1 protein-coding gene is annotated in these 275 nt (G+C 37.8%); it reads left to right on the forward strand.

Translation table 11 applies throughout. The annotated features are described in order from the left end of the window. On the forward strand, nucleotides 1-275 hold a 275-nt coding region (locus ACHRV5_RS22470), incomplete at both ends, for a carboxypeptidase regulatory-like domain-containing protein (RefSeq protein ID WP_395428344.1).

Genomic DNA, 275 nt, shown 5'->3' on the forward strand with positions numbered 1-275 from the left:
TTGCTGTTCCGGCAAATGCTACAGTTTATGATTTTAGTACTAGTGTCGTTACACCAACGTATTATACTGTAAGCGGAACTGTTTTAAACGGAAGTACTCCGGTTTCTGGCGCTACAATTTCGGCTGTATCTGGAAGTACAACTTTAACAGCTACTTCTGATGCTTCAGGAAATTATTCGGTTGCGAATTTAATTTCAGGATCAGATTATACGGTTACAATTGCAAAAACAGGATTAACATTTACTCCTGCATCAACAGTTTATACTGCTATTGCT

The sequence above is a fragment of the Flavobacterium sp. FlaQc-52 genome (assembly GCF_044007495.1).
Lineage (GTDB): Bacteria > Bacteroidota > Bacteroidia > Flavobacteriales > Flavobacteriaceae > Flavobacterium > Flavobacterium cupriresistens.